General features: G+C 44.9%; 26 protein-coding genes, 1 pseudogene and 1 riboswitch. Of the genes and pseudogenes, 9 read left to right on the top strand and 18 right to left on the bottom strand.

All coding sequences use genetic code 11. The features are described 5' to 3' along the window. The first annotated feature begins 72 nt into the window (after positions 1-72). The 3 genes from VNN20_08385 (at position 73) to VNN20_08375 (ending at position 4,697) form a co-directional block, all read left to right on the top strand. Positions 73-1,557: a porin gene (locus VNN20_08385; protein HWP92197.1), complete on the top strand. Its 1,485-nt coding sequence runs from the start codon at positions 73-75 to the stop codon at positions 1,555-1,557. Between the two features lie 205 nt (positions 1,558-1,762). After that, a complete protein-coding gene (locus VNN20_08380; protein HWP92196.1) occupies positions 1,763-2,473 on the top strand; it encodes a carboxypeptidase regulatory-like domain-containing protein in 711 nt (236 codons plus the stop codon). A gap of 181 nt (positions 2,474-2,654) precedes the next feature. Next, positions 2,655-4,697, top strand: a complete 2,043-nt coding sequence (locus tag VNN20_08375) for an adenylate/guanylate cyclase domain-containing protein (protein HWP92195.1) — start codon at positions 2,655-2,657, stop codon at positions 4,695-4,697. A gap of 367 nt (positions 4,698-5,064) precedes the next feature. Here VNN20_08375 and VNN20_08370 read toward each other — a convergent pair whose 3' ends face one another. The 4 genes from VNN20_08370 to VNN20_08355 all read right to left on the bottom strand — a co-directional run bounded on the left by VNN20_08370 (position 5,065) and on the right by VNN20_08355 (position 8,112). After that, positions 5,065-6,096: an LLM class flavin-dependent oxidoreductase gene (locus VNN20_08370; protein ID HWP92194.1), complete on the bottom strand. Its 1,032-nt coding sequence runs from the start codon at positions 6,094-6,096 to the stop codon at positions 5,065-5,067. 268 nt (positions 6,097-6,364) lie between these two features. Continuing rightward, the gene (locus VNN20_08365; GenBank protein ID HWP92193.1) at positions 6,365-6,811 is read right to left on the bottom strand and encodes a helix-hairpin-helix domain-containing protein; all 447 of its coding nucleotides are present in this window, start codon (positions 6,809-6,811) and stop codon (positions 6,365-6,367) included. 168 nt (positions 6,812-6,979) lie between these two features. After that, positions 6,980-7,495: a hypothetical protein gene (locus VNN20_08360; protein HWP92192.1), complete on the bottom strand. Its 516-nt coding sequence runs from the start codon at positions 7,493-7,495 to the stop codon at positions 6,980-6,982. A gap of 434 nt (positions 7,496-7,929) precedes the next feature. After that, complete coding sequence (locus tag VNN20_08355; protein ID HWP92191.1) at positions 7,930-8,112, bottom strand: hypothetical protein; 183 nt, start codon at positions 8,110-8,112, stop codon at positions 7,930-7,932. Positions 8,113-8,321: 209 nt separating this feature from the next. Here VNN20_08355 and VNN20_08350 point away from each other — a divergent pair, with 209 nt between their 5' ends. Then, on the top strand, positions 8,322-8,789 hold the full coding sequence (locus tag VNN20_08350; GenBank protein HWP92190.1) for a hypothetical protein: 468 nt from the start codon (positions 8,322-8,324) through the stop codon (positions 8,787-8,789). A gap of 65 nt (positions 8,790-8,854) precedes the next feature. Continuing rightward, positions 8,855-9,832, top strand: a complete 978-nt coding sequence (locus tag VNN20_08345) for a beta-ketoacyl-ACP synthase III (GenBank protein ID HWP92189.1) — start codon at positions 8,855-8,857, stop codon at positions 9,830-9,832. 132 nt (positions 9,833-9,964) lie between these two features. Here VNN20_08345 and VNN20_08340 read toward each other — a convergent pair whose 3' ends face one another. Then, entirely contained in the window at positions 9,965-10,363 is a 399-nt protein-coding gene (locus VNN20_08340; GenBank protein ID HWP92188.1) for a PPOX class F420-dependent oxidoreductase, read from the bottom strand. Between the two features lie 123 nt (positions 10,364-10,486). On the opposite strand from VNN20_08340, the gene VNN20_08335 reads away from it, so the two are divergent. The 4 genes and pseudogenes from VNN20_08335 to VNN20_08320 all read left to right on the top strand — a co-directional run bounded on the left by VNN20_08335 (position 10,487) and on the right by VNN20_08320 (position 12,828). Continuing rightward, a complete protein-coding gene (locus tag VNN20_08335) occupies positions 10,487-10,687 on the top strand; it encodes a hypothetical protein (GenBank protein HWP92187.1) in 201 nt (66 codons plus the stop codon). Positions 10,688-11,020: 333 nt separating this feature from the next. Further along, positions 11,021-11,926 (top strand): AEC family transporter, encoded by a 906-nt coding sequence (locus VNN20_08330; GenBank protein ID HWP92186.1) that lies wholly within the window; start codon positions 11,021-11,023, stop codon positions 11,924-11,926. 146 nt (positions 11,927-12,072) lie between these two features. After that, positions 12,073-12,281: pseudogene (locus VNN20_08325) on the top strand (type II toxin-antitoxin system HicB family antitoxin). Positions 12,282-12,537: 256 nt separating this feature from the next. Then, positions 12,538-12,828 carry a hypothetical protein gene (locus VNN20_08320; protein ID HWP92185.1) on the top strand — a complete coding sequence of 97 codons (291 nt, stop codon included), beginning with the start codon at positions 12,538-12,540 and terminating at the stop codon, positions 12,826-12,828. A gap of 31 nt (positions 12,829-12,859) precedes the next feature. On the opposite strand, the gene VNN20_08315 is transcribed toward VNN20_08320, so the two are convergent. The 13 genes from VNN20_08315 to VNN20_08255 all read right to left on the bottom strand — a co-directional run bounded on the left by VNN20_08315 (position 12,860) and on the right by VNN20_08255 (position 24,505). Further along, complete coding sequence (locus VNN20_08315) at positions 12,860-13,846, bottom strand: DUF1152 domain-containing protein (protein HWP92184.1); 987 nt, start codon at positions 13,844-13,846, stop codon at positions 12,860-12,862. Positions 13,847-13,858: 12 nt separating this feature from the next. Beyond that, complete coding sequence (locus VNN20_08310) at positions 13,859-14,503, bottom strand: hypothetical protein (GenBank protein ID HWP92183.1); 645 nt, start codon at positions 14,501-14,503, stop codon at positions 13,859-13,861. 133 nt (positions 14,504-14,636) lie between these two features. Continuing rightward, entirely contained in the window at positions 14,637-15,581 is a 945-nt protein-coding gene (locus tag VNN20_08305; protein HWP92182.1) for a cobalamin-binding protein, read from the bottom strand. 254 nt (positions 15,582-15,835) lie between these two features. Then, positions 15,836-17,305, bottom strand: a complete 1,470-nt coding sequence (locus VNN20_08300) for a hypothetical protein (protein HWP92181.1) — start codon at positions 17,303-17,305, stop codon at positions 15,836-15,838. A 213-nt stretch (positions 17,306-17,518) separates the two neighbouring features. Beyond that, entirely contained in the window at positions 17,519-19,393 is a 1,875-nt protein-coding gene (locus VNN20_08295) for a TonB-dependent receptor (GenBank protein ID HWP92180.1), read from the bottom strand. A gap of 77 nt (positions 19,394-19,470) precedes the next feature. Next, positions 19,471-19,665, bottom strand: a riboswitch (cobalamin riboswitch). Positions 19,666-19,758: 93 nt separating this feature from the next. Further along, entirely contained in the window at positions 19,759-19,899 is a 141-nt protein-coding gene (locus VNN20_08290; GenBank protein ID HWP92179.1) for a hypothetical protein, read from the bottom strand. A 29-nt stretch (positions 19,900-19,928) separates the two neighbouring features. Beyond that, a complete protein-coding gene (locus VNN20_08285) occupies positions 19,929-20,339 on the bottom strand; it encodes a biotin/lipoyl-containing protein (protein HWP92178.1) in 411 nt (136 codons plus the stop codon). Then, positions 20,339-20,941, bottom strand: a complete 603-nt coding sequence (locus tag VNN20_08280; protein ID HWP92177.1) for a DsbA family protein — start codon at positions 20,939-20,941, stop codon at positions 20,339-20,341. The genes VNN20_08285 and VNN20_08280 overlap by 1 nt, the downstream gene beginning before the upstream one ends. An 11-nt stretch (positions 20,942-20,952) precedes the next feature. After that, entirely contained in the window at positions 20,953-21,270 is a 318-nt protein-coding gene (locus VNN20_08275; GenBank protein ID HWP92176.1) for a hypothetical protein, read from the bottom strand. A gap of 47 nt (positions 21,271-21,317) precedes the next feature. Further along, positions 21,318-21,971, bottom strand: coding sequence for a hypothetical protein (locus VNN20_08270; GenBank protein HWP92175.1), 654 nt, complete (start codon positions 21,969-21,971; stop codon positions 21,318-21,320). A gap of 37 nt (positions 21,972-22,008) precedes the next feature. Continuing rightward, entirely contained in the window at positions 22,009-22,200 is a 192-nt protein-coding gene (locus VNN20_08265; protein ID HWP92174.1) for a hypothetical protein, read from the bottom strand. A gap of 100 nt (positions 22,201-22,300) precedes the next feature. Beyond that, positions 22,301-23,248 (bottom strand): AAA family ATPase, encoded by a 948-nt coding sequence (locus VNN20_08260; protein ID HWP92173.1) that lies wholly within the window; start codon positions 23,246-23,248, stop codon positions 22,301-22,303. 276 nt (positions 23,249-23,524) lie between these two features. Further along, positions 23,525-24,505 carry an aliphatic amidase gene (locus VNN20_08255; GenBank protein HWP92172.1) on the bottom strand — a complete coding sequence of 327 codons (981 nt, stop codon included), beginning with the start codon at positions 24,503-24,505 and terminating at the stop codon, positions 23,525-23,527. Positions 24,506-24,806 lie beyond the last annotated feature (301 nt).

Raw genomic sequence — 24,806 nt, 5'->3', positions numbered from 1 at the left:
TACAATTAGATTAACGATTGAAACTTAGAGTTTCTTTTCTGTAACTTGTAGAGAGATGGTATATTCATAGCGATGAAACTTCTATCAAAGCTGGCTGACACCAGCTTTCGTGATAAAAAAAAATCCCCCGACCGCTCTACAAAAGAGATACTGAAGAATAAAACCGAAAGCCGAACACAAGATTCGCCCCTACGTATGTTGATTCTGGTCCTATGCTTCTCCATTCCGTTTTCTTTTTCCCTACCTGCTTTTACAACCGATGACGAAACGGATAGGGAAATAGAGAACTTGAAGCTGGAGATAAAGAGGATTCAGAAACAGCACGAAAAAGAGATTGAGGAGTTGAATAAACGCATCGAAGAGCTCGAAGCCAAGAGCAAGGAAGAGAAAGAATACGCCGAGCCAGTTAAGCCGCAGGAAGAAGTCGATGAACCGGCAACAAAAACATTCGTCACCGAGTGGTGGAAGTATGTAGAGGTGGGATACAGTAGCGGGTTTTTCATGGAAACTAAGGACGATTTATTTTCCTTAAAAATAAACTTCCGTTCTCAGTTCCAATTCTTCGTGGAAGATGAAGACAGCGATACGCAAACCGGTTTCGACATTAGAAGGCTCTGGATATCGTTCAGAGGAAACGCTTTCCTCCCTTGGCTTAAATATTTAGTTATACTGGAGGCAAGTGGTGATGTAGAGCTACTTGATTATATTCTCGACTTCGCCAAATTCACCGAAGCCGTTCCGAGAGCAGGACAGTACCGGGTTCCTTTCAACCGCGAGGAGTTGACCGATCCTTTTAACCTCCAACTCGTGGATAACTCTATCGTAAATCGAGAATTCAGCCTGGGCCGGGATGTAGGCGCAGGTATAGGTGGGGTTGTCGGTAGATTCCTTACGTATGAAGTGGGTATATTCAATGGAGACGGAAGAAATTCCATATCCGATAACTCCAACCTACTTTATGTAGGGAGAGTTATGTTCACCCCGACCGGGCAGCCCCGGTATTCTTCCATTAATCCATTCCCGGTTTCGGGCGATTATACCTACTCACAGGGGTCTTTTGATAACCCGGAAATTCCGCTCATAGCGGTAAGCACCGCCTTTGCCTATCTCCCGGGATTCAAGCCCGCCGAAAAGAGCCCGGACAATGCTTTTATAAACGATAGAGTCATTTCCCTTGGCTCAGTCAAAAGCGATATCTTCCAGTTCTCCACCGACCTCTCGATAAAGTATCTTATCTTCTCACTAGAGGCGGAATACGACCTAAGAAACATAAATCCGAATGAAGCAGGAATAGACAGCCTACTTTCCCAGGGAATAAGAATACAGTCGGGAATTTTCATTGTTCCGAGAACCCTTGAAGTGGCGGGAAGATTTGCCCTTATCGACCTGGACAATGATTCGGACGACGACCGGATTTGGGAGATCACACCCGGAGTAAGCTTTTATTTCCTTAAGAACCACAGCCTAAAACTTCAGTTTGATTATTCTTTTATACGGGATGAGTTTCTGGATATAGACACCAATAGATTCAGGACGCAACTTACGGTAAGTTTTTAAGGATAGGAATGTCGATTATATTAATTGCATTAATAAGTTGTCATTGCCAGCATTAGCAAAGCAATCCGTTGAGATTCCTCACGTACGTTCGGAATGACACTTGCTGTCAGATTGCTTCAAGACGGGACCCGTGCTGAGTGTGAACAAAGTATCTCTCACAATGACCGGAAGGTAATTACATTTGTTCCATGCAAGGAGACCCTCCATGAAGAAATGTTTTGCAATTCTAATTTGCTCTATTTTCAGTCTTGGGTTTTCCATATCCGGACACTCTCAAAACTCTAACTCTACTAAAAACTACGGCCTGATAACCGGACAGGTGACCGTACTGGAGAAGAAATTCATGGGGGGAATGAAAGAGAAGGATGATATGAGCGGGGTAGTCGTTTATCTTACCGGGTTCCAATCAGAACCTCCAAGAGAGGTGCATGATTTGGTACAGGAAGACAAAACCTTCCATCCCATGCTTCTTCCCATAGTTGCCGGACAAACCGTGACCTTCCCCAATCACGACGATATATACCACAATGTCTTTTCCGTATCTCCGGTTAAATCCTTTGACCTGGGCCAATACAAGTCCACCGACCCGCCCAAGGATGTTACATTCGATAAGCCCGGCCTAGTGCCAGTTTACTGCAACATTCACCCCCAAATGATCTCTTTCGTCCTTGTCCTGGAGAATAAAGCCTATGCCCAAACCGGAAAGGACGGTAAGTTCACTATATCCAATGTTCCACCCGGGCGATACTCCATAAACGTATGGAAACCCAGAACCCAAAGGGTGAGTAAAGAAATCGAGGTTCTGCCCGGACAAGAATTATTCATAGACTTCGAGCTTAAAGAGATCGAGAAGATACCGCCCCACAAGAGAAAAGACGGCACCGATTATCCTGAAGAAGAAGATAACTGGGAGTAATATCGTAACTATCAACCGCTAAGGCATTAGGACACTAAGTTAGAATATAGAATCCAGGGGCCAGGAGTCAGAAGTAAAAAGGAAAAACTTCTAAATTCTGTATTCTGACCTCTGGATTCTTCTTGAAACTCATATTTTTCCTTCGTGTCTTAGTGTCTTTGTGGCAAACTAATTAACATAAATGTTCTCAAGACCATCCCTCAGCTTCCGTACTAAGATTTTTGTTGTCTTGGCACTGGTTGTTTTCATCTCCATTATAACGGTGCTTCTGGTGCTCCAAGAAACTACGAAAAATCAGGTAAAGGAAAACATAAGGTCCAGATTTGAAAGCACCATCTTTGCCTTCAGGCAGCTACAGGAACTAAGAACCCAATTCGCCCTAGATGAGATTAACTCTCTTACCATGAGTAACGCTCAATTTCGCACCATACTGTCCACGGCATCAATAGGGACGGAGGATTTTGGTTTTGGTCTGGCTACAGATCATAATGAGATTTTAAAGGATGCGAACCTCAGGCTAAACTCCCTTCTTCCATTTATCTCAATTTACCAGAAAGGCGATGTTTTCCTGGTGACAAACGCCCAGGGAGAACTCCTATTCACGAAAGAGGACCCGGAGAAATTTGGCCAGGATTTAAGCGGCCTACCTTTTTTCAGAAGAATTTTTGAAGAGCGGGAAGCAGTAACCATATGGAATTCCCGCTTGGATAACGTCGAGGGTATAAAGATTTTCCCGCCCGGAGTAAAAGAGTCTATATACCAGATTGTGGCAAAACCGGTGGCATTCGGGGATGAGGTCCATGGGATTGTTGTCTGGGGCAGCCGAATTGATAGGAAAACACTGGAGAGCATAAAAGAGATTTCATCGGTGGATATAATTCTCTATTCCAAAGCTGGTATTAACGCATCCACCTTTTCGCCTCAAAAAGAAGAAGAGCTATCAAAACAGTTCGAGGCCGCGACGGGAACAAATACCGACGAAAATTTAGTGGAAGAGTTATCATTGGGTAAAGAACAATTTCTTGCCATGAAATCCTCGATCCTGCCCGATGTTCCGGCAGGAGAGGGTGGATTCTTAGTCCTCAAATCACTGACCGAAGAACTCAGTTTCTTGAAGAAATTACAGATCACCCTGCTCCTCGCAGGCGGGCTCATACTGCTCATAGCCGTAGGACTCAGCTTCTTTTTAGCAGAGGGGGTCACAAAGCCGGTCAAAACCCTAGCAATAGCAGCAAGAAAAATCGGAGAGGGAGAGCTTGACACCCGGGTAAATATTCAAACCGGAGACGAGCTTCAGGAGCTGGGTGGCGCATTTAATGATATGACCAAAGGTCTTAAAGAAAGGGAGTTTATCAAAAGCACCTTCGAGCGCTACGTTTCTAAGGCCGTTGCCTCTGAAATCATCAAAAACCCGGAACTGGTGCGCCTTGGAGGAAGCAAGAAAGAGCTCACCGTCATGTTCTCAGACATAGGCGGATTCACCACTCTCTCCGAAACCTTGACACCGGAGGAAGTGGTCAAACACCTGAATGAATATTTTGAGGGAATGAGCTCGGCAATCCTCGAATTCAACGGAACGATCAATCAGTTTCAAGGAGACGCCATCGTAGCTTTCTGGGGAGCGCCTGTTCCACAGGAAAACCACTCCGCCCTTGCCTGCCTGGCAGCGCTCAGATGCCGGGATTTTCTTAAAACCTTGCAAGGAAGATGGATAGAGCAAGGAATACCGGCAAGGACTTTCCGCTTCGGTATTAACACCGGCGAGGCGGTAGTGGGAAATATCGGCTCCTCCTCCCGGTTTGAATATACGGTAATTGGAGATGAAGTGAACCTGGCAAGCAGGCTAGAAGGTGCCAACAAGATTTACGGCACTCAGATACTTATTTCCGAAAACACCTACAGGCTGGCCAATGAAGAAATCGCCGCCAGGGAATTGGATACTATACGCGTAGTCGGAAAAACTTATCCTGTAAAGGTCTATGAACTTGTCTCACTAAAAAGCGACTTAGATGATAGAAATAGTGCGATTTTAGAAAAATTCCAAACTGGAATTAATTTATACCGAGAACGTAAGTGGAATGAAGCAAGAGAGTTTTTTGAAAAAATACTTGAGTTAGACCCCGGTGATACACCATCTAAAGAGTACCTCAGGCGTTGCAACGAATACCAAAACTTCCCTCCACCTCCGGATTGGGACGGTGTGTATGAACTGAGGGGTAAATAGGTGTTTTTATTATTCCGTGCTCTATGCCAACTAGCCTTTTTGTTTCCGTAGTTTCTCCTGCACCCACGGATTTAGAAGAGTTTCTGGGGATATACCTCTTTGTTTAGCTATAGAGCGAACCTTTGCTGACAACGAGCTTTCCAACGGATAGTAGGTTATCTCAGATTGAATATCAACCTCAAATTTAACTGGTCGGGTCTGGTTCCAATATTCGGAAAGGTCGTGATTATCCCAGAACTCGCCAATTTGCTGGTAGGAACGTGCCTTTGAAATAGAACTCTTATCTCTTATCTTTGTCAATATGTTCAGGACGGCGTAAACCAAATTTTTAAGAATTACAACCCGGCTTTATCCGTATTAGATTATCTCACCTAAAATACGGAATCACTTGGTTGGTCAATACCTTATAACTCCACTCTCGGTCGGCGCTGAAGTTGTGGATTAGAAGATGATTCGCCCCGGCATCGATGTACTCCTCTATTCTCTTTATACAATCCTTCGCTGAACCGGAGAGGGTAAAGTCAAACACCGCTTCCTTCGGGAAAAGCTTTCCCTGCTCTATTATTCTTTGCTTCTCCCTTTCATCAGTCGTAATCACATTCATGTAGCCGAAGCCCTCGTATTCTTGGGGAAGCTTGACCACATACGCCTCTTCGTAAAGCTCAGACCAGATTAGGGTGTGCCTCAGATTCTCAAGCGCCCGGTAAGCATCATCCTTGTCTTTGGCAATCGATGTAAAAAGGTACTGGCATTTCTCAAATCCATCCAAATCACCACCCACACCTTTTCTCCATTCCTCTACCTGCTTACACCTTTTGGCAAAGAGAGATGGGGGCTGAGGGAGAGTAATCCAACCGTCTCCCATTTCCGCAGCAACACGAAGGCTCTTTGGGCGGTGTGCGGCAATGTAGATTGGAACCTTTCCCCTAGTCGGCTTTGCCCCCAGGACCGCTTTCTTGAATGTAAAGAACTCACCTTCATAGTCGAACGGTTCCTCGCTTTCCCAAAGTTTTCTGATTAATTTAACTGACTCCACCATCCGAGAGAGCGGTTTATTCCACCTTATCCCATAAGGGTCGAGGTTCATCGCCTCGCCTAAACCAAGGCCGAGTATGAATCTTCCGTTCGTGAGGTGGTCGAGCGTAACAAGGCGCTGGGCCAGAACAGCGGGATGGAACTTATGAGCATCAGAAAAGGAGCCCATCGAAATCTTATCGGTTAAAACACTGGCCGCAGCAATAGTGGATAAAACGTCGTATGCAACCGGTCTCATAAAAACCATATGATCCCCGGCCCAGAAGCTATCGAACCCGGACTCCTCGGCCCGCCTTATGAATTCCAGGAGCTTCTTGGGCTCTTCGCCAGCCGGAGCTACAATGCCGAACTTAAGATTGGGCATGATAAGTCACTCCCACTATTAATAAACTTTAATCTTACAATAATACCGTCTCAGTTGTCATTGCGAGGAGCATAGCGACGAAGCAATCCAAAAACGAGATTGCTTCACCGCGTTAGCAATGATAATGTACTAGTGTTAACCCGTGGCAAGAAATAATACTATCGGGGCGAAAAAAGGCGGCTAGCTAAATAAGTCCTAACTGCCGCCCCTTATTTTCATAGCTTTAACTTAATCTAAAATAAAAATACGAGCTTTTAATACTTAAAAATTACTGAGCAGGCTGGGGTGCGGGTGTGCTCTCGGCTCCTCCTGGAGCAGTCTCTCCGCCTCCCGGTGCAGGCGCCGCAGGCCCACCCACAGTGATGTAGTTTTTAGCCTTATTATACCTTTTATCCCAATTGGCTTTCACTTTCTTTATATCCTCGATTGTTTGAAAATCCCCACGCTTTTCTCTGTACCTCACTATCCGTCTGGCCAACTTTTCCCCGATGCCCGGTACCTGAGCAAGCTCTCCAGCCGTTGCTGTATTTATGTTTACCTTGGTGGCCGGTTCAGCCTTCTTAGGCTTGGGCTTTGCCACCGGTTTAGCCTCTTCCTTGGCTTCCTTCTTAACTTCCCCCACCCCTTCTTTAGCCTGTTCCTTTTCTTTACACCCATAAGATGCAAAAACAAAGACCGTAAGAGGAATTACTAAGAGTAACATGAACCTTTTCATTTTATGCCCCCTGTGAGCTTTTGGTTAACATCGTCGATCCGATGTGGATATTATAACCTAACTTCAAATTACAATAAATTAAGATACGGAGAGAAACCCACGGTTTAAGCATAACGAATATATTGATTTACTATCTTAGCCCTTCGAATTAATGACGGCCTCAACCGTCTATTTCTTTTTAACCAGGAACGACTCCATGCTTCTCACCGTCTTAGAACCGTATGTGATCACGACCTCAACATCGTACATGCCTTCGTCAACATCTCGCGGTACCTGGATAAAGGCATCTATGGTCCAGGTACCCGGCTTAAATGCATAGTAAGTGATATCCTCAAACTGTGTCTCTCCATTAAAAAGCACCGTTCTAACAATCTTCCCGTTCATAGTACCGGAAGGAGGGTTAGGACACAAACCGTAACGTATTCTCTGGTTTATCTCGTCTCCGGCGTTAATTCTATCCGGAATCACGTCAATTTCTTCGATAACCAGCTTGTCTTTCATATATGTAGAGCAAGAGTATCTCCTCGAAGCATCCTCTGGGGGCGCTACCATCTTCTCGCCGGGCTTTCGCATGGACATCATGGCCCTCTGCTGTATATCCTGAATCTTATCGACTGTTGTCACACATCCCGATAAGACTAAAGCGGATATAAAAATTCCACCGCACATAAGTATATTTCTCATCTCTACTAACCTTTCTCTTACCTGGTTACCCTCTACTACACCGTCCCCTAGTCATAGGTAAAGCATCATAATAAATAGCGCCTACCCATCTTCCGTTTCAATGATTAGCATAGTATTTTATGTTTCACCTTCTTTTGAATCCTTGCCCCATCAACGATTCGCAGTCAAGACCCATTAGCTCATTATGCTTAAAAGAGGGATAGAAAAGTTCGGCATCAAGTCCATCAAAATAACATCCCCTTTACAGTCGTTAGATTGTAAGGCTCGGCAAAATAAAGCCTGAATTAAGGTTACGGAAATTACATTATGTTATTTAAAGTTTAACACAAAGTGGTTTTCACTTCGTATAAATTCAGGCTACAACCCCTGAAATTTAACTTTGCTCATCCGTGATAGCAGAGCAAATAACTATCTAAACATAAAGAGTGCCGCCCTCAGTCTTTGGGCGGTACTGCAGATTTGAATGGGTCAATAGTCTCATCCGATTTAGCCGGCTTGGGTTCTTCCCTCTTCTCAGCTTGCGGGGGTGGAGCGGTTTCAGTTTTTTCCGGCATAAAGTAAACGGCGAGAAAAACTACTACTAAGATAATCACACCTATTACAAAGGCTACTGGCATTTCTCCCTCCTTTTTCAAGAACACTTCTTGACCTTGTTTGGTGGTTCCTCCCTCCTAATTCGATAATAATTAATTATAAAGACCTGTGTCAAGGATGAAAATTTAAACAATCTGCAGTCCGCCCCTAAGATCCGCTTGACCCGCTGGTCAAAATGAGTATTATCCAGGATAATACAAAAAACACATCGTTGAGCTTTAAGGAGCATTAATTGGCCTTTCATAACCAAGAGCCTCTCACACCAGAAGATGAAGAAACCAATCCTAGAGTAGAGTTTACCCCAGAATTGATGACCACCCTTTCTTTCATAGACCGGGGATGCCTACCTCACCTGATCGATGGCAAAACGGCCTTTATATTCAAGGTGCCTCGAGAGAAAATCGACTCCCTAAAAGTTATAAAAAATATACTATTTGGCCTCGAATGCATAAAAAGGCCGGAATTCCCATCGGTAAAGATGTATTTCTCGCTTGTAGATAAAAATAGCAAACCCCACCGCTTTGATTATTTCTTCAATATCGAATCCGGTGAAGATATGGAACTTCTGGAAAAGCTAAAGGACCAGGATTACCTGGACATGATTTTTTTTAGCGACAAAATCGAATATTTAAAAAGGGTTAAAATAAGTAACGACGATCAAGAAAAAATAAAATCAGTTACGGCTGAGGCAAGAGGTTAGTTTGACAAAATTTGGGATTTACCTAATAATATCCCTTCAAACGTTCCATCGGAGTAGCGACCGTCTTGGCTAATGCGAGAATAATAGGTACGGGCTTGTCAATTCCCGAAAGGATACTTTCAAACGCTGACCTTGAGAAAATTGTGGACACTTCCGACGAGTGGATACGTACAAGAACGGGAATAGTAGAGAGAAGAATAGCCGATCCGGATATAGCCTCCTCCGATATGGGTTACGAAGCATCGCTTAGAGCATTAGAGGCTGCCTCACTTAATCCCGAAGATATCGACTTGATAATCCTGTCTACAGTTACACCCGACTATCTATTTCCCTCCACTTCCTGTCTTATTCAAGGCCGACTGAAAGCCAAAAAAGCTTATGCTTTTGACGTCTTTGCCGGATGTACCGGATTTATATATGCACTTCAGGTAGCTAAAACCTTCATAGATGCGGGGAACGCCGAGACTGTCCTGGTTGTAGGCGCTGAAACATTATCCAGAATCACCGATTACGAGGACAGGACCACCTGTATTCTCTTCGGCGACGGAGCCGGAGCGGCGGTAGTAGCAAGATCGGAAACACCAGGAATTCTATCTATTTGCCTCGGCTCGGACGGAGATGCCTGGAACCTTCTCTATATGCCCGGAGGCGGAGCGCGCCACCCGGCCTCAGAAGAGAGCGTGAAAAACAGGCTTCATTACCTTAAAATGCACGGGAACGAGGTGTTCAAAGAGGCTGTGAAAGCAATGGGGGCGGCTTCAGTCGAGGCAATCAAAAAAGCGGGTGTGGACCCGGAGGAAATTGATTTATTCATATCTCATCAGGCGAATTACAGAATCATGGACGCCGTGAGAAGGCGCCTGGATATCCCGCCGGAGAAGGTATTCATGAACGTGGACCGCTACGGAAATACCTCGTCAGCTTCGGTGCCCATCGCCCTCGATGAAGCGGTAAAAAGCGGCAGGCTTCAGAAAGGGGATTTGGTTTTATTTTCCGCCTTCGGCGCTGGCTTCACCTGGGGCTCGGCAGTGGTGAGATGGTAGTCTCTAATATTCCCGTATAACCCAATATCTTTTTGCAAGAGGAGACAACATTGTCTACCCAAAGCATGTCTGGAATTTACCAAAGGGACCGGTAGATCACTTAAAACCAAAGAGCCTTAGAAATCCAATCCCCTATCCCATCACACTAACCTTATCCGGTGCAACTTTAACAATAACCCTCTTCTCTCCGGGTGCACGATATGGGTACTTATCCACTCCCAAATATTTTTTGGCCATACGGTCGATGTGCTCATCTGCGCCGTCATGGGTCATTTCGACAGCCCGTCCCTGAATCACCACTTGCTGATACGGGTTATCGGAATTGAGTATGGAGATTGATACCCGGGGATCCTTTCTAAGATTTTTGGGTTTAAGCCTGCCCTCAGCGGTATTGAATATTACATGTTTGCCATCCGTGTCTATCCAGGTAACCGTCGCATGAGGCGAGCCGTCCGGCATCAGCGTGGCAATAGTGGCGAAATTCTTTCCTTCTTTAATGAGCTTAAGAGCTTGTTCGGGTAATTTAGCCATTGCGTCCTCCTAATCAGATATTCCTATTTAATTTTAACCGAATTTCATAAACGACAGATGAGTAAACCAGCAAGCTCCTTGTGTCAATTGCGAGGAGCCCTTCGATTTGACTCAAGATAGACGATGTGTGAAGAAAGATTCATTTACCCCCCACATCCTAACCTTCCCCCGCTGGAAGGGGTGAAGGAATTTACTGTCACCGGTTCGGACGGTGTGGGGGCTTTTGTAACCCACACCAAACATTTTCATGCGGTGTTAGAAAACCTGGTTATCATTCCGAACCATGTCCAGAGCGGCAGCGAAGGAGCTTATGAGGAATCTTGAACTATTACATCATTAAGATTTCTCCCTTCAGTCGAAATGACAGAACCTTCATTGCGTTTCCCATACCGCAAAACCGCTTTTGTCATTCCGAACGGATGTGAGGAATCTTGCAATGTTTCAGGTTATCTTCCTGGGAAATGACGAAGCCAAAACTCTAAGCGACGCTAGGGACGATCAAAAACAGAAGGATTCCTAGAAATAACAGCGGAAAAAAACCAGAAGAAATCCCCAGATTAGGAGCTCGAATGACATTCTAATATCTTACTTAGTTATCTTAAGACTCGTCACGACACATCGGTTAGGTAAAATGATTAGCCAACTCGATAGGGGCTTATGGCAGACTCCGAGAAGGAGGTTTCTCAGATTATCATCCAGATCATAAACATCGTACTCCCGGTTTTTCTGATCACGCTCATCGGATACCTGTTCGGCAAGATAAAAAAGATAAATCTCACCGCTATCAACGACTTCGTAATATACGTGTCCACCCCGTGCCTCATCCTGTCGTCGCTCACCGAGGAGCCGCTTGCAATCAGCCTTGCCGTGAAGGTCTTTGTTTCCGTTATCGGAGTGATATTGGGATGCCTCGTAATAGGCTTTCTGACAGTCAGAATATTAAATCTCCGTACCAAGGTTTATCTTCCAACCGTACTTTTTGCCAACACCGGAAACATGGGGCTTCCCCTGGTGCTATTCGCATTTGGCGATTTGGGGTTCAACGTCGGAATCCTCTACATGATTTCTACCACCGTTCTTCATTACTCGTTGGGGATAATGATCTTGAATTATGGCAAGAGCCCGCTCGAAGTGTTCCGGCTCCCGCTCATCTATTCAGCAGTGCTCGGTGTCGCTTTCAGCGTGATGGAGTGGAACATGCCTACGGCAATTCATAATGGAATAGACCTTCTGGGAGAGGCCAGCATTCCCATGATGACCTTTGCATTAGGGTATAAATTGTCCGAGGTCAGGCTAACCGACCTGAAGAGGTCGTTCCTCTTCGGCGGATTAAGAGTGGGAGCCGGGTTTATTTTCGGGCTGGTAGTGGTAAAAATGCTCGACCTTAGCGGGGTTATCGCCAGCGTGGTGAAACTTCAATCGGCCATGCCCCCGGCTGTTTTTAATTTCGTCCTGGCCGAGAAGTATAAACAAGACTCCCAGGTCGTAGCCTCGATCATAATGGCCGGAACGTTGATCTCCATCGTCACCACGCCGATTATCATCGCCTATTTAATCAGATGATCTCGATAAAACACAAACCTGAGTTCCGAGCGGCGATAGGAAATAGCCCTGCATGAACTCCGTAGGTACTTTCTTACTAATTTGAAATACTTTAAAATTAAGGTAGAGGTTAAATGGGAAAAGGCTAGAGTTTGGAGGCAAGAAAAATGAAAGAATATAACTACACGATAATTCTAGAAAGAGAGGAGACGGCAGTTACCACGCCTTTTGCCCTGCTCTTCCAGGCTGTCACACCCAGGGTGATACCTACGAAGAAGCTGTTGGGAATATTAAAGACACCATGAAAATCTACTTAGAAAGTTTGAAAGCTCACCGAGAAAAAATTCCTACCGAAGATCACTGCTGTCCAAAATAATCAAGAATCAACAATTCACTCTCGTAAAACAAAGCCTTTAGATGGCTAAAACATATTTTAAAAATCAGGTCCACTCTTTTATGTTACTATGCAAGCACCGTCCTAACCCTATTTTTTAAAATATCTTATCTACGCCTCCGTGACATCCTCTCTAAACTGACACACCCCGTCCCTTCGGGACACCCCTCTCTAGAGGGGAATTTCTACATCAAGTACCCTCTTGAGAGGGGATTTAGTGGTGTGTAATGTGCGTGAGATGAAGAGACGCACAGTCACCCCATGCAATTCCAAGCAAAAAGAAAAACTTCATAAACTAGCCATGCAGCTAGTAGTGCCTATAAAGTGCATCCTTCCGCCCTTCGACTTTGCTCAGGACAGGCCCTTCGACTCCGCTCAGGACAGGCTTACAGAAGAAGAATTAAAGAGGGGTTACTTTTTCTTTGCCCGTCATTGTAGTTCTTTGATTACTATCAGGCCGACTCCGACAATCAATCTGCTATGTAGGACAAATTTGGCCGAAGATATCATCACAAAACTTATAAGATAGAGCCCAACAACTTTAAAAAGCTAGTTTAAATTCAATTTTTAGCCCCGGACCTTTCTCTTTCCCTCTCTAAATCCAGCTCCGTAAAGAGACCGATGGAATGAAGGGCTTCGTTGGCTTCATCCAAGGACTTAGAGCCCAAAACCAGTCTCGCCGGTTTTGACACCTTTTCCACAACCACAACTGGAGATAAATAAAACGTAACCGTGGATGCTGTGGAGAGATAAACCTTCCTAGTCTCACTGCGGATGTACTTTTCTCCCCTCTCCCCCTTTGCACATTCAACCGGAATTCTGCTTGCCTCGGTCGGAATTTTTGATATCACCATCTCCATCTCCCGAAGAATTTCAGTGGTAATTCCCCAAGCTCCAAGAAATCCCCCCTCTCTTGAAATCAAGCTTAACGACCTTTCTAATTCATCCGGAGTAAGCTCGCCATCACTGCCATATCCGAATAGGCCGAGGAGAGTGTCGTATTTTCCGCTCAGCTCGGAAAGGGAGGTAGTCATTATAGCGTCTGCAAGCGGGCTGGCTAGTCCTTTTTCATCCCCGAATCCGATTGAATCACCGCCCACATCTATGCCGATTAAGAGATCCGCATTCAATTCCGACATCGCCTTATCTAACCCCTTTACCACACCCACAACCCCTTTCGTTATGTCAACCAGTAGCATTTCTTTTTCGTATATCTCGGCCATTTCCGTCTCGGCGAATCTGACCCCGGTGGCGGTTACAGTGTCTTTATTAGCAAACCAAACGGTATCATTCAATGGGCGAAGATTTTTGATTTCACCAAAGACTCTGGGACCGGGAATGGGGTCAAAAACAGACCTTTCCCAGGGAAGACCGCCGAGGATGCAATCTATCCCGAACATATCGAGTAGCCTGGCCGTGGGGATCGTTCCCACGATATCCCCGCCTCCCCCTATTCCTATGATGATCGCCCTTTTTGATTTTTTTAAAATGCTTTCTAAAGACCGGTTTTCCGATACCATAATATTTTCAGCTTGAGCAATGTCCATATTGATAAGGTGTTACTTTTTGTAACCAGTGCAGGAAAGGCTAACCAATATACGAAAGCTATCCGGAGGAGCATGAGCCGGGTCGTCAAATTCCTCTCCGGGAAGAGGTTTTGCACGTACCTCCCAGTATCCGCTGAACCCTGTACCACGCATCGCTTCGGATGGGACGCCATTAGCCTGAAGGATAACCTCGCGACCCTCATGCAGAACGGTTATAGGCCTATCAATATCCCCTCTTATGGTTTCTATGCTTTTAAAGTCTCTTAAAACCGACGGTTTAATCGTTTCAACACCAACCAGATCTCCGTCAACACTAGGCTTGATACTGATTACTATCTCCCTTTCCGTTCTACTAGGCAAAAGAATAACCTCTTGCTCAACAAATGTTTCTCTGCCGTTACGCATAGCCTTGATTGTGAAGATGGTAGTATCAATCGGAGTAAATCTCTCGGAGCCGGCAGGTTCCACTGCCCCCGTTCCGGGAAGCAAAGGATTAGATAAAAGTACAGTGCTGCCTCTAGCCTTCCAGGAAACTCGGGTACTTTGCCCTTCACATACAAAAATTGGGTTTGCCTCAAAAGATACTATTTTAGGACTGCACGCTAAGTTGCTTATCATGACTATAAATAGTAAAAGCACACTCAGATTATGATTCATCAAAACTCCTAAAAAATTACGTTCCATCGGGTCTTATAATATAGCGCTAGCTTCTTTTGAAGTCTAGATTTTAAACTTCTTCTTCCCACCTCTATTCTTTCCCATGAGTTGAGTGATTTCCACTTTGGACGTTTCATCCCAAAAAAGACTCAAGGAAAATGTGGTTTCTTAGGTTAAGCACCGAATCCTTGGGAATTTCAAAATCAACTACCTCCGGATGGAGTATCCTGGCCATTATCTCCAGCCCATCTACCACCCTTGGTCCTGACCTGGAGAAGTAGGAGTTTGCATCCACTAAATAAACGTGCCCCTTTCTAACCGCGGGAATCTTGTACCAGAAATCGACCGAGGTTAAGACGTCCACCTCCTCGAGGGTTTTATCTATACCAAAACCGCATGGCATGAGAACTATGACCTGTGGGGCATGGTTTAAAATCTCTTCCCAGGAAACCCGGAAAGAGGGCTTCCCCGGTTTCCCGGCCACACAATCACCGCCGGCAATCTCCACCATCTCCGGAACCCAGTGCCCGGCCACATAAGGCGGGTCGAGCCATTCCATGCAGAAAACCCGGGGACGATCTTTCTCCGCCGCAAGCAACGACCTGACCCTTTCTATCCTGGATTTGAGCTTGTCCACCAACTCCCTTGCCTGCTCCTTCTTTTGAGTCGCTTCTCCGATAATCAAGATTGTTTCCAAGATTTCACCAATGGTACTCGGTGCCAGAGAAATTATTTGAGGGTTGTGTCCAAGAACCTTCACTGCCTCTATGACTTCGTTCCCGGAGACGGCACAAACATCGCAAAGCCCTTGAGTAAGGATTATATCCGGGTTAGCCTTCCGAAGAGCCTCTTCTTCCACGATGTAGGTGCTCTTTCCGGCTTTATGGTTTTCACTTACCAATCTGTCTATTTCCAGGCTGGAAAGCTCCTCCGGGTTGATAAGGCTCATTATTACCCTGGATTTACTGGCCGCTTCGGGAGGGTAATCGCATTCATGAGTCACCCCTACCAGGTTGTCCCCAAGCCCCAGCGCGTAAACAATCTCCGTCGTGCTTGGAAGGAAGGAGCAGATTCGCATAGCAGAAACCCCCGCAATAAGTTAATGAGAAGAAATTATCCTCTCCTAAATATCTTTAACTAATTTAGTACTCGATGCAAGATAATAAAAAGGTTCGATAGATCATACAGTTAAAGTAGCCGTGGAACAAAAAAGCCACCGTGCAGTTTATCGTAGAGACGCATGGCCATGCGTCTCTACATTTATAATGTGGATTTTCTAAGCCGGTCTATTCCGGAAGAGAACCAAGTCTAAATATGTGCTCCCATCGACTCCTACTCCGGCGGAAGTATAAGCGAAGTATCTATAGAGCCCAGTTGACTGCTGATTCCGGTGATAAAAAAAACATCCGGGAATTCTCCATCTTCCCTTATGGCAATGTCCTGTATACCGTCAAAGAACTGAGAATTTGGATTATCCCCCCTGAGGCCAGCAGGAAAAGGGGCTATGAAAGGGAAGGGGTTTACTGAATCATCCAGTGTATCCATCACCGCAATCTGGTCCGAGTTAAAAAGAGCTATGAACGCCAGGCCGTCATCACGAATCTCCACATCAAAAGTTGCGTCAAGGTCGTCAGCCGAAGTTATTACTATCGGATTATCCGCGCCCCTAATGAGAGTATTATTTAAAAGGTCAACTTTGAACAGTACCCCGGCCAATCCGCTTCCCAAATATCCGAATCGGCCGTCCGGTGTCGGCTCGAGCTTATTTGGACTACAGGCAAAGGGATTTTCACCGCTTAAAGGAATGAAGATGGAGTCTGCAATATCATCAGATTCAGTATTAATGACATCAATGCTTTGAATAGAGGCCGGGTCGCAGAAGAAATCCCCTGTATCTGTGTCGAAATCCGTATCTCCCACATTTACGGAATAAATATTCCCGTTTAATTCGGTTATTTCATTCGTCCCCTGTCCACTAGAATCAATACGTTTTATGAACTGATTTGTCTGAGTGTTGATCACAGTTACAAACCCGTTTCCAATAGGGTCAAAGAAGTCATCTAGGTTAGCGTTTGTTACATAAACCTTACCGTTTGCAATAGCCACTCCCGACGGGTCTTCGAAAGCGCCAACGGCTATAAACACAGTCTGGCAGGGTGAAAAATCTCCGCCAGTACGAGCTATAATTGCCTCGCACTGCCCTGTTACCACGTTCACCACGGCAACGCTCTGCCCTATCATATTGGCCACATAAGCACGGGTGTCATCCAAAAAAGCCATAGCCACCGGGTCGGAGCCGGGCGGTAAGACTATCGTTCCTATTTGCTCGGGCGGACTCTGATTGATGTCGAAGACCTGGATGTTATCGGAGAAACCGTTCACCACGTAAGCTTTTTCTTCCCTTATCACTATTTCCGTGGGTACGCTGCCAAGTTGAGCTATGTTTCTGGCCACGGCATCCCTCAAAATAGAAACACCTATCGTCTCATCTATGCCGTCTTCTTCTATAACCACTCTGAATATGTCCTCGGTCGAGGCGTCGAACTCTACGGAGAAACTTCCGTCATCCCTTACATTGGTGGTTTTAAAATCACCGGTATCTAAGTTGGTAATCCCTACAAATGCTCCCGGAGTGGCCGAGCCTCTTGGTCCGCCAACTTGAACCGTGTCTGAACTGCTTCTCTCCGCTACCGCCACGATGCGGCCGGTAGGGATGAAACCGGAGCCGCCGTCACTCGTCTGACACCCGCCGATAATAAATCCCCATATCCCCAGGATGAAAATAACTATAAGGAACCTCATTGCTTTATCCTCCTTTTTTTCGTTTTAGCCGCGAATGAACACAAATAAAGACAAAGGATGCAAGACTTCGTCGTGAGCTCAGTCGAACGAAGCACGATACAGGATGCATGTAAGAATATTCATATAAATCCTGCATTGTATATCATGAATCATGTATCTCACTTATCTTTATTCGTGTTAATCTGTGTTAATTAGTGGCTAAGTTTCGTTCTTTCAAAACTTTATTCCTGCCGTAAAAAAAATCGTCCTTCCCGGAAGCGGGAAGTCTAAGGCGTCCTGCACGTCCAGGTTGTTAAAGACGTTTTTTGCTTCGAGCGTAACGAATATATTCTTCCACTCCACTTTTCCTCCCACATCGCTCGTGGTTCTGGCATCGGTGGTAGCCGAGTCCGGGAATGGACTAAGTGGAATCTTGTCTACATAATGTGTCTCCCAGAAGAACGAGAATGAGCGGTATGTTAAAACCCCACGAAAGTCAAACTTGTTTCTGGGCCTTCCCGGAAGCTGCGCCCCGGTATCCTCGAGCTCACCGTCAAGGAAGGTGTATCCGGCAAATAGCTCCATAAAATCAAACGGTCTTAAGACCAGGCTGGTCTCGATTCCCTGCTCGGTTGCATTTCCTACGTTTAATGGCTCTATCCTCTGCGCGCTGACGAAAACGAAAAGAATGAGGTCATCAACCTCGTTCCTGAAGTAGGTAATCTCAAAACCGACTCGCGGATGGGAAAAAACCAGACCGAAATCAAAATCAAAAGAGCTTTCCGGCTTGAGGTTTGGGTTTCCGCCGATGAAACCCTCTTCGGGAAAGAAGAGTTCACTGAAACTGGGCGCTCTGTAAGACCTTCCAACATTACCTTTTAGAGAAACATACTTCAGAGGAGAGAATATAATTCCCAGTTTCGGCGAGAATCCGGTATCGGTCGTGCTTTCCTCGGCGGAGGTTTGGTAAAGGTCAAACCGTATTATCGGACTTATGAGAAGGAGGTCGTCAAAAAGATTGATTTCATCGCTGAGAAAAGAACTAAAAGTAAACCTTTTAGGGTTATCAAAATCCTCATCCCTTAGAATATCTCCCCTCACCTCCGTGGCGAAGGTCACTATCTGGTTGTAAGGCGCATACCAGGTGAGCCTCGGATTTAAGCCGAAGCTGAAGGTCTTGCTGAGGGTGTCAATAGGGATTCCAACCGTGGGCTCAGGATTTTTGAATTCGAGCCAGTCAAACCTGTTGAACAGGACCAAGTCAAAATCTATGTCCTGCCTAAGAAATCCACTCTTAGAAATGTTAATGCTGGTTAAGTTTCTCAGGTCTTTTTGGTTCGCATCGGGCTGCTGAAATTCGCCGAGCCCGGGAACACCCTTGTCGTCGTAATAAAATTCGTTAAGAAAGCCGATCGTCCAGCCGTTAAGCTCATATTCAACCTTCCCCAGAAAGCTTTCGGAGAAGAACTCGTTGTTTATCCTGGTGAGGGTCAGGTTATTGACAGACTTGAACTTAAAATCGCCTTCACTCTGGGCGTGTGTATAAGAGAAGAAGTAGCTCAGATTTCCTAATTTCTGAGCCCTGGAGAGGTTTGCACTCAGGGTGTTGAATGAACCGTATGTAAAGGACAAATTGGTGAAGGGGTCGTCTGTTTTTTTGGTTACTATGTTTACCACTCCGCCTATGGCATCAGAGCCTACCAGGGCCGATGCGCCGCCTCTTACGATTTCAAATCTCTCCACGTAATCAATGGGAATGGTAGATAAATCCACCCCTCCCCCCAGTGGACTGTTTATCCTCACGCCGTCTAGCAGGATTACCACCTGGTCATTGGATGAACCGCGAATAGACAAGGTTTTGAGCTGGCCAAACCCGCCGAAGTCTCTCACCACTACACCCGGGGAGAAAGAAAGAATCTCAGACGTGGTGTTGTACTCACCGCCGAAATCACCGAGGTCGATCACGGTTGAAAAAGCGGAAGGGTAATCGAGAGGGGGCTCTACCGGTACTTCTTCGACAACCACCGGCTCAAGCGTAATAGTCTCTTCCTCTTCCGCAAGGATATCCGCGGAGAATAAGAAGAGGAACAGCAGGATCAAATTTTTCATCAGGACCCCCGGTCTTCAGGGAAGAAGACAGGGGTTCGTTCTACGGTTGAAGTCATTTACTTTCTCCCCTCGAAGAAAAGCAAACTCAGTCCCCAGGCAGGTCTTCTGGCTTGTAGCATCTGGCTCCCTTGCGCCTTCCCGGCATGAAAAGAATTCCAGTGGCATAGTGCAAAGGGCTTTACGGGCTACTTACAGCAGCGAGCGGGCTGCGCCGGATTTTCACCGGACTTCCCTCTTAGGCCTTCATAGGCACCCGTGAACCTTAATTTTTAAAAGAGCTTCGAATTGGAACTCAAATATAAACTTAATATTGATAAAGTCAAGGTGAGTTAAGAGTGGGTTAACTACAGGTTTAAAAGTTAATTCTAACTAAAATCTCCACCCAGCTTAATCACCTGCTTCTGCGCATGGTAGGAGCTTCTGACGAGGGGGCCGGCCTCTATGTGGGGGATTCCGATCATGGTCTCGCCGTATATCTTCAGGTCTAACTCAGTAGGAAATTTCATCCGGAAGTTTGTTCTCAGATGAATGGATTTTAGATTCTCCCAACTCCTTTTTGTGTTTCTTTTTCCCACTCAACGATCTTCACGTACTCATCTATATCTATAAGTTCATCAATCTCCTTTGGGTTAGATAGCTCAATTACAATCATCCAGCCATCTCTATATGGGTCATGTACTAAAGGGAGTGGGTCATTGATTAGATTAGCGTTTACTTCTAAAACCTTACCACTCAATGGGGAGGAGAGATCTACCGTTGTTTTCTGGGATTCTATTATACCTATAGTGTCACCGACTTTTATTTCATCACCTAATTTTGCAAACTCTACATTGGTGATAAGGGTCAAGAAATCAGCAACTCGCTGAGTGATCCCTATACGTGCTTTTCCATTTTCAACTTTTATCCACCAGTGATCTTTCGTGTATTTTAGGTCCCTTGGATACATCACTCACCCCTCTTCATTATGGGTTCAACGAATTGTCTCAATACATCGTAGCTTGGGAGTCCGGCTAGTTGTCTTTTACCTACGATAAAAGTCGGCGTACCGATTACACCAAGCCTAGTTTTCTCCATTCGAACTTCTAGTAATCTTCCGTGGTAACGATGCTCATCCAATGACGAGCTTAGATCGTCAGGATCTAATCTAAGTCCTTGAGCAATATCTAAAATCACCGATTTATCTCCTATGTTTCTGCCCTCCATAAAATAAGCTTCAAAAACCTTTTTGTGAAAAGAACCAAACACCCCTTTTTCCTTTGCAAACTCCGAGGACTCGAGCGCAAGGTGAGAGTTGGATATAAATGAATTAGATTTAACCTCAAGCTTTTCTAACTCAGCCAGTAGCCTCATATTTTCCTCTACTGTCTTTAGGTAGTTTTCTCCGAGAAAAGATTTTGATGCTCCGTTTTTAGGTATATCAGGATGAATTTCATAGTTTTTCCATTCTACCTCGATAACATATTCAGCTTGTAATTTCTCTACCATTTTTAGGGCAAAAAAGCAGAAAGGACAGATATAGTCGGAGAAAACTATTAGTTTAGGTTTCATGTCTTCTTTATCTAGTGTTCGGATGAGCCCAGTTCTTTAGTAGTACCCCGTGGCATAATGCCTTTTCTTATTTGAATCATTACCGGGTCAAGTTGAAACCCATACCGTGTGTAGCTGTATTTCTCTGGAACCTCTACTTCAACTGGGACGGTCTCGAGCCCAACTTTTATTGCCTCAATAAGGAGTTTTTTCCTTTCTTCTTCTGAAATGGAATCTATAATTACAACGAGGTAAAAAGCATCAACTATAGCTATATCTTTCGGTTCGACGTATTTCTCTGCAACATAGTATGAGTTGTTTCCTACTAGTAGATAGCCTTTCCTGACCAAAACTTCTCCCTTCTAGTTTTTCAAGAATTTTATATTTTTTTAAAGACTTAATGTTTATTTTTCTCCCCCTCGGTGGTACCAATCTCATCAGGCAGCCCACGGCGGTACGCTACCTCTTCAATCGGCACTTCGTATTTTTCGGCGATTTCTTGATCACCCAATTCTCTATCATTCGAGAATTCTGCTCTGCCCATCGTGAGATAAGCGGCAAACCTGCGTAGTTCTTCTACACTCCATTCCGGTTTTTCACCCGCACCGATTGCCATAGCAAGCACCCAATTCTTTTCACTTTCTTCAAGACTTGGGTCTAAAGTGATGTTTTTTTCCGGCTCCCATTCTACTACAGCTGCTGCATGCCCTTTATATTCAATCACACGATGCAGTTTGTGGCTTGATTCGGTATCCCAGGGCGGAAGTTGATACCCTTGCTCTTTTAACCAGTTGCGGCTGGTAATGTGAAAGCTTTGCAGATCCGTTGCACTCAGCACCATATAGTGAACGGTTCTTCGAATCATATTATCTGTCCCAGTTGAGATTTCCGAAGAGGTTCTCGTGCCAAAGTAATCCTTGTAGTTTTCCAGAAACTCTCGTAGCAAGTTTGCATCCGAGAGCTCTGGGTCTCTACGAAGAATATTTTTAAGTTGGTCTTTCAAGGGTTGATAACGCTCATCATCTAATGGTAGGCTTACTTTCTTATCCATGATTTCCTCCATTTCATATGGAGAATAAATTTAGCTTCTAAAGAAATTCATAGTATACAAAGAGTTCTGCCCCGCTTATTTGCTTTTCAATGACTCTTTTTCTTTTACCCTCTATCTCTTCCTCATCACCTATTACAATGTAAACATACTGGACAGGATGCCTTATTTCTGCTTGGATTTTGTCTAATTCACAGATCCATTCAATCTCTTTGTTTTCTATCCCTGCCACAGAAATTCTCTTGCTACAAATCATTAATGTTTGACACCTAGGACAAATAGGCATTAGTCTCTCCTAGAAAACAGATAGTTTTCGCAGATTCGTGCTTAAATTATCTTTTAAGCTCTAGGACGGTGGGTTCTGATTCTAAAGATGTAGTCTCTGGAGGAATCACTTCAAATTCAAGTTGATCACCGGCGTTTTCGACTACTATTTTACTGTTACGTGGTAAAATTTCCTCGATAATTAAACGGGCTAAGGGCTGGTGTAGGTAATGGCGTAAAGCTCTTTTTAGTGGTCGGGCTCCGTATTTTAAATCAAAGCCCTTTTTAATGAGAAATTGTTTTGCTCCTAGAGTAAGCTCAATATGAAAGCTATGGTATCTCCGAAGCCGTTTATTTAGTTCATGTACTTGAATATCAAGAATCCGCATCAGATCATTGTGACTTAGCCATTTAAAAACTATAATTCCATCTATCCTGTTTATAAATTCGGGCTTGAACGTGCGCTCGAGTGCCTCCATAGCAATCTGCTTGCGTGAAAGCTCCCAGTCAATTCCGACATTTTTTTCACCACGGTCAGCTCTTTGGTTAAAAGACTCGTGATGGTCTGCGACTGCTTTCAAGGCTTCAGAGCCAGCATTACTCGTCATAATTACAATTGTGTTTGTGAATCGGATTTCTTCCGTGCCGCTAGAAAGACGAAGAAGCGCATTGTCAAAGATCTGAAGAAGTGTTTGATGAACCACAGGATGGGCCTTTTCGACCTCGTCTAATAAAAGAATCCCGGGCTTGCCGAATCTTCCTTCAATTTTATTTTTGTCTAGTATCGTATTATTTTCTCTACTTCCAATATATCCGGGGGGCGAACCGGAAAAAGATGCCGCATAGTGCCTCTCAGAAAAACCGCTCATATCGACTCTGCAATATGCACTGGATTCCCCATGTATTGCTTCGGCAAGAGCCTTCACGGTCTCTGTTTTTCCCACTCCAGTTGGTCCGAGAAATAGAAGAACGCATAAAGCTTTATCCGGTTCATTGAGCCCCGCTTCTGCGATCATTAATGCTTCTTCTATTCGGTTTATAGCTTCGTCTTGGCTAATAATCCGTTGTCTTAAGTGTTCGATTACCTTTTTATAATCCATAATTCGCTTTCAATTCTTGAGAAGCTTAAATGAGTATAATTATAATTATAACTCTACGCCATTTAAAGGTAAAATAACACCTCCATTTTAGGGGACAAGAGCCAACTCTTGTCCCCTCGATTTTCCTTACACCCGGAAAAAGTATCAGCCTCGAGTCCTAATTCTTAGAGCCTACTTTTCTCCCTTTATATTTTATGCCGTTGCTGCTTCTTCTTTAGGAATAGCAGTGGTGCGCGTGAGCGACTCGACCAGTTCTTTTGCCTTAGCAGGGTTTTTCACCCAGAGTTTATAGAAGTCATAAGGACACTCGGCAACCCCATCGGGTGGTAACGCTGTATACCCACGATGGAGGGTATTAAAAAGGTGGTTTTCTGCAGTCCAGTTCTTTCTTGCATCGCGAATCGCGGAGACTGAAAGAAGTGCATACTGTACCTCGTCAGGACCAGTTCCACATTCTGCAAGCACCGTTCCATCAAAGTTTACGATATTTGAATGACCGAAGTATGAATAAACAAGGTCACGCCCTGCCATATTGGCTACAGCGAAGTATGTTAGATTTTCCCATGCACGAACCTGTGAAATCATTCTCTGCTGTTCCTTGGATGGATACATATAACCCTGAATCCTGATTACCAACTCTGCACCCTTCATGACCGTATCACGGACGATTTCGGGATGGTTTCCGTCATAGCAAATTATCGCTCCGATCTTTAGTCCCTTAGGACCATCCGCGACCATTGTCTCATCTCCAGGATACCAAGGTTCCATTGGAACCCAGGGAAGAATCTTGTGGTATTTAAGCACGATGTCACCCTTGTCGTTCATCAGGATAAATGTGTTGAAAGGATTTCCTTTTGGATTTTCCTCGCCTGTGATTGAGAATACGCCCCAGACTTTGTTTCTTTTGCATGCATCAGCCCATATCTCGGTTTCGGGTCCAGGAACTGTGGTCGTAAGATCACGCCACTTTACGGGATGAAATCCTTGAGTAGAATACTCAGGGAAAATGATTAGATCACAACCAGGGTAGCCTTTTTTAATACCATCCATAAACGACGCCATGCGATTACAATTCTTAATGACATCATCTTTGGATTCACAAATTGGCACCTGGTAGTTAATAACGGCTACACCCACCGTATCTTTTGATGATGATATTGTTCCTACAGGCATGGTTATTTACCTCCTTTCTTGAATTTTGAGTAAGAGACATAAGTCCCCAAATACTAAATAAGGATCAAAGAGCCATAGATGCCCCTTCACCACTAGACTAAAACCATATTTTGGTTTCTCTGCATCACCTCCTACAAAAGAAGTATGTTTAATGATCACCCTTCCTTATCCTCGTACTTATCTTTTAGTTGTCTAACCACCGCCGGGTCGGCCAGTGTCGTCGTATCCCCCAGCGCTCTCCCCTCGGCTATATCCCTTAGCAGCCTCCTCATTATCTTGCCGCTTCTGGTCTTGGGAAGTT

The sequence above is a fragment of the Thermodesulfobacteriota bacterium genome, assembly GCA_035559815.1.
GTDB lineage: Bacteria > Desulfobacterota_D > UBA1144 > Nemesobacterales > CSP1-2 > DATMAT01.
The sequence above is the reverse complement of the archived record's forward strand: the minus strand, read 5'-3'. Positions and strand labels throughout refer to the sequence as shown.